Below are 4,636 nucleotides of genomic sequence, written 5' to 3'. Positions count from 1 at the left end.
ATCTCGTCGTGGGCGCCCCGCAGCCACAGCTGGGAGGCCTTCGGCTCGGACCAGGCGACCCGGTTCGGATCGGCCGGGTGCGGGCCGTTGGGCACCGTGATGAACTCGATGTCGTTCAGGTCCACCTCGCGCATGGCCACCCCGATGTCGCCCATGGTGGACACGGTCAGGCCGTCGTCGGTGCTCAGCGAGTCGGCGACCGAGCCCAGGAAGGAGTTGAGGGTGGTGGGGCTGGACAGCACGTCGCCGCTCATCACCGTCTTGAGCATGGCGCCCATGAAGTCCTGCTGGCGGCTGATCCGCGACAGGTCGCTGCCGTCGCCCTGCCCCTTGCGGGAGCGGACGTAGCCCAGCGCCTCCTCACCGGTGAGCTTCTGCTCCCCGGCCTCCAGGTCGAGGTGTCCGGCGGCCTTGTCCTGGACCGGCTCGGGGATGCACATGGTGACCCCGCCCAGGGCGTCGACCATCTGCTTGAAGCCGGTGAAGTCGACGCTGACGAAGTGGTCGATGTGCACGTCGGTCAGGTCCTCGACGGTCTTCCACAGGCACTCGACGCCGCCGTTGTTCATGGCCTCGCCGATCATGGCGGTGTGCGCGGCCTGGCCCGGCTTGTCGTCCTTGGGCTTGCATTCGGGCTGGTCGACGATGGAGTCCCGGGGGATGTTGACCACCGTGGCGCTCTTCTTCTCCGGGGAGATGTGCGCGATCGCCAGCACGTCGGGGCGCTCGCCCTCGGCGTCGCCGTACTCGGCGTTGTCGCCGCTGCGCACGTCGGAGCCGATGATCATGATGTTCATGACCCCGTCGACGCGGGTGGGGCGGTCGCCCCACTCATCGAAGTCGATCTGCTCCTGGTTGATCTTGTTGTAGATGTTGAAGTAGACGCCGTATCCGGTCAGCAGACCGGCGATGACCAGGCCGGTGGAGACCATGGCGATGATCCGTGCGGGCGACACCGCCCGCCGGGCTGCGGCGTGACCCCGCGTGGAGCCGCGTGAGGAGGGGCGTTTTCTCGGCATCGGGAACCAATGGGTGGACGTCAGGACAGTGGCCGGATGCCGCCCGAAGGCGCGGGGGTGCCGGGCGGTGCGCCGACGAGGGCCGTGGCGCGTTCCATATCAAGCCGTGATTGCAGGTTAGCCGAATCGATACCCGGGGTGAGGACGAGCGGCACCGCGCGGGAGAGCGGGGCGAGGAAACGGGACAGATCCGGCCCCAGGGCCCCCAGGGGTTCCCGCGCTGAGGTGATGATAGCCACACGGTCCCCGTCGGTCAGCTCCCAGGTCCGGGCCAGGTCCCGGGCGGCCCCGGCCAGTTCGGCCGCGGTGAGGGTCCGTCCCCCCGACTCCAGGGCGGGGTGCCCCGGGTCGGCGGCGGCGGGTGCGGGCGTGTGGCGGTCCCCGTATCCGCGCACCTCGTCGGCGTAGTCGAGGGCCGCCGGAGGGCAGTCGGGCAGCGGTGCGCCCAGCGGGTGCAGGGAGGCGGCGACGGCCTCGCGCGCACCGGAGTCCAGGGCGGGCCCGATCCGGTCCGCGTCGGCCACGGCGATGTCGGCCTCGGGCACGGTCCCCGCGTCGTCCGGCAGCACCGGGACGGCGCCGACCGACCAGCACGCCACCAGCCAGGCCAGCGACTGCCAGTGCACCGGCAGGGCGAGGGCCACGCGCTCGCCCGGGACCGCGCCGAGCCCGTCGGCCAGCATGTTCGCGGTCTTGGCGACCCAGTTGCCGAAGGTGGCGCCGGAGAGCTCCACGCGCCCGCCGACGGGGCCGTCGTAGGCCGTCACGAAGGGGCGGGAGGGGTCGGCGTCGTGGGCGTCGCGCCACAGGAGCGCAGGGGTGTCCGCGGGCACAGGAGGGTCCTCCGCTGGTTCGGCGGCCCCGCCGGGAACGGGCTGGGGGAGGGGCGGGGCTGCGGACATGCTACTGGGCCGGGCGCGGTGCCCGGACGGGGTGGTCGGATAGCGTCTCAGGCGTGCCCCGAAGACCCCCGGAAGGACCGTAGCCGTGCCCGCACCCCGCCCCCTCACCGATTCCGACCCGCGCCGGGTCGGGCGCTTCCGGATCACCGGCCGCCTCGGTGAGGGCGGCCAGGGCACCGTCTACCTGGGCGAGGCGCCCGACGGCACCCGCGCGGCGGTCAAGACGCTGAGCGCCCGCTCCCTGGCCGACCCCTCGATGCGCGAGCGCTTCACCCGCGAGGCCGAGGCGGCCCGCAGGGTGGCGTCGTTCTGTACGGCGGCGGTGCTCGACGCCGACTTCACCGCGGACCCGCCCTACATCGCCAGCGAGTACGTGGAGGGCCCGTCGCTGGCCGAGGCGGTGCGCGCGGACGGTCCGCTGACCGGCGGCGACCTGGAGCGGCTGGCGGTCAACACGGCGACCGCGCTGGTGGCGGTGCACGAGGCGGGCATCGTCCACCGGGACCTCAAGCCCGACAACGTGCTGCTGGCGCAGGGCGGCGCGCGGGTCATCGACTTCGGCGTGGCGCAGGTGCCGCTGGCCGACGGGGCCCGCACGGCCACCGCCATCGGCACCCCGGCGTACATGGCGCCCGAGCAGATCTCCGGCACCGGGGTGGGGCCCTCCGCCGACGTGTTCGCCTGGGGCGCCGTCACCGCCTTCGCCGCAACCGGGAGGCCGCCCTTCGCCGGGGAGACCGTGCCCGAGGTCCTGCACCGGGTGCTGCACGGGGTCCCCGACGTGGAGGGGGTGCCCGAGCGGCTGCGCCCGATGGTGGTGGCGGCCCTGGCCAAGGACCCGGCGCGGCGGCCGCGGACCGAGGACCTGCTGATGATGCTGCTGGGGCGGAAGACCGCCCCGGAGGCCGCCGACCCGCGGACCACCCTGGCCATGGGGGCGGCAGGGGCCACGGCGCCCCTGGGCGGGCAGGGGCCGCCGCGGCGGGAGGAGCCGGAGCGGCGCACCGGCCGGTGGGTCGCCGCCGCCGTCGGCGCGGCCGCGCTGGCCGCTCTGGCCCTTGCGGCGGGGCTGTTCCTGCCCGGCCTCCTGCGGGGCGGCCAGGGCGGCCCCGAGGACGCCGGGGACGCCGAGGGTGCCGTGGCCGGACGGACGGAGGACGCGGGGGAGCCGTCCCCGAGCGGTGGGCCGTCCGCCTCCCCGGCCCCCTCGCCGACCCCGACGGGGCCGACGTCGGCGCCGATCCCCGCCCCGGTGTTCACCGCCGAGTTCGAGGGCGACTGGCAGGGCAATGCCGGTGTGGACCTGTGGGAGATGCAGATCGACGAGGGCGAGCGCACGGCGGTCCTGGAGAACGCCGAGGACGACGACTGCTACCTGGAGCTGACCCTGGTGCGCGGCTGGGAGGACCCGGCCGAGGGCTACGAGGCGGAGGTGGTCGACTCCGGCCAGGGCGAGGAGTGCACCGCCCCGGCGCCGCGGGGGGCGCTGATCACCCTGGAGTCGGACGTGCTGACGGTCGACCTCGACGGCCCCGCGGCGGACGGCGACGAACTCCCCATGCGCCGCGAGGAGTAGCCCTCCGTGCCGCCCAGCGGGGCGGAATCGGCCTACGGGGCCTTCAGTGGCACAGTAGCCTTCATGTCCCGCATTCCCGGACTCCTATTGGCACGCGCCACCGTGCTGCCCGCCTTCGCTCTCGCGGGGTGGCTGCTCGTGGCCTTCCCGCTGCTGCTGATCGGGTGGTTCACCCCCCTCGCGGGGCTGGCCGCCGGGGTTCCCGCCGTCGCCCTCGCCGTCTGCGCGGCCCTCCGGTGGACCCCAGAACCGAGAGGAGACCCGCCGCCCTGGTGGCCCGTGGCCGCGACCCTGCTCGTCGCCGCGGCCTTCACCGCCGTCCAGCTCGCCTACCACTCCGAAACGCTGGTGATCCGGCGCGACCCCGCCTCCTACGCCCAGTACGCGATCTGGATCGCCCAGCACGGCTCGCTGCCGATCCCCCAGGGCCGTGAGCTCATCGCGGGCGACGCCCCCGGACTGAGCTACGGCAGCCTCGCCTACTACCAGGTGGGCGACGAGATCTGGCCCCAGTTCCTGGCCGGGGCGCCGCTGCTCTACGCCGTCGGGTACTGGATCGCCGGGCCCTCCGGCATGGTGCTGGTCCCGCCGGTCGTCGGCGGGCTGGCGGTGCTGGCCTTCGGCGGGCTGGCGGCCCGCCTGGCGGGGCCCCGCTGGGCCCCTCTGGCCGCGCTGCTGCTCGCCGCCTCCCTGCCCGTGCAGTGGGCGGCCCGCTCCACCTACAGCGAACCCGTCGCCCAGCTCCTCATGCTCGGCGGGCTCGCGGTCGCCGTCGACGCCCTGTCGGAGCGGGTGCCGCTGCGCGGCCGGTGGGGGCGGCCGCACCTGCTGGCGGGCGCCGCCGGGCTGATGTTCGGCCTGGGCCTGGTGGTGCGCATCGACATGCTGCGCGACGCGCTGCCGGTCGTGGTCGTCGCCGGGCTGCTGATCCTCGCCCGGCGCGGGCAGGGGGTGCCACTGGCGCTCGGGCTCGCCGCGGGCACCGGCTACGGCCTGGTGGCCGGGTTCGGGCTGTCCCGCCCCTACCTGGACCACCTGTCCGCCTCGCTGGACCCGCTGCTGGTGATCTGCGGGGCGGTGGTGGCGGCGACCGCGGTCGGCACCGCCGTGCTCTGGCGGCACGGTGTCCCGCGCACCGA

At 74.8% G+C, this 4,636-nt stretch carries 4 protein-coding genes (1 of these 4 only partly in view); 2 read left to right on the top strand and 2 right to left on the bottom strand.

Annotated elements, in window-relative coordinates:
• Both D476_RS0121475 and D476_RS0121470 read right to left on the bottom strand, forming a co-directional pair.
• The coding region (locus D476_RS0121475) for an LCP family protein (protein ID WP_449289412.1) at positions 1-956 on the bottom strand (956 nt) is incomplete at its 3' end.
• An 83-nt stretch (positions 957-1,039) separates the two neighbouring features.
• Positions 1,040-1,852, bottom strand: coding sequence for a TIGR03089 family protein (locus D476_RS0121470; RefSeq protein ID WP_017625979.1), 813 nt, complete (start codon positions 1,850-1,852; stop codon positions 1,040-1,042).
• Between the two features lie 154 nt (positions 1,853-2,006).
• On the opposite strand from D476_RS0121470, the gene D476_RS38265 reads away from it, so the two are divergent.
• Together D476_RS38265 and D476_RS0121460 are read left to right on the top strand one after the other, a co-directional pair.
• Complete coding sequence (locus tag D476_RS38265) at positions 2,007-3,497, top strand: serine/threonine-protein kinase (RefSeq protein WP_051061813.1); 1,491 nt, start codon at positions 2,007-2,009, stop codon at positions 3,495-3,497.
• A gap of 63 nt (positions 3,498-3,560) precedes the next feature.
• A protein-coding gene (locus D476_RS0121460; RefSeq protein WP_026123725.1) for a hypothetical protein crosses the window boundary here: on the top strand, positions 3,561-4,636 show its 5' portion. It continues 994 nt past the right edge of the window; the window shows 1,076 of its 2,070 coding nt (coding positions 1-1,076); the start codon lies at positions 3,561-3,563; its stop codon lies beyond the right edge, outside the window.

This window comes from Nocardiopsis chromatogenes YIM 90109, assembly GCF_000341185.1.
Classification (GTDB): Bacteria; Actinomycetota; Actinomycetes; order Streptosporangiales; family Streptosporangiaceae; genus Nocardiopsis_A; species Nocardiopsis_A chromatogenes.
Note: the sequence above shows the minus strand (reverse complement) of the source record. Positions and strands in the feature narration are given on the sequence as shown.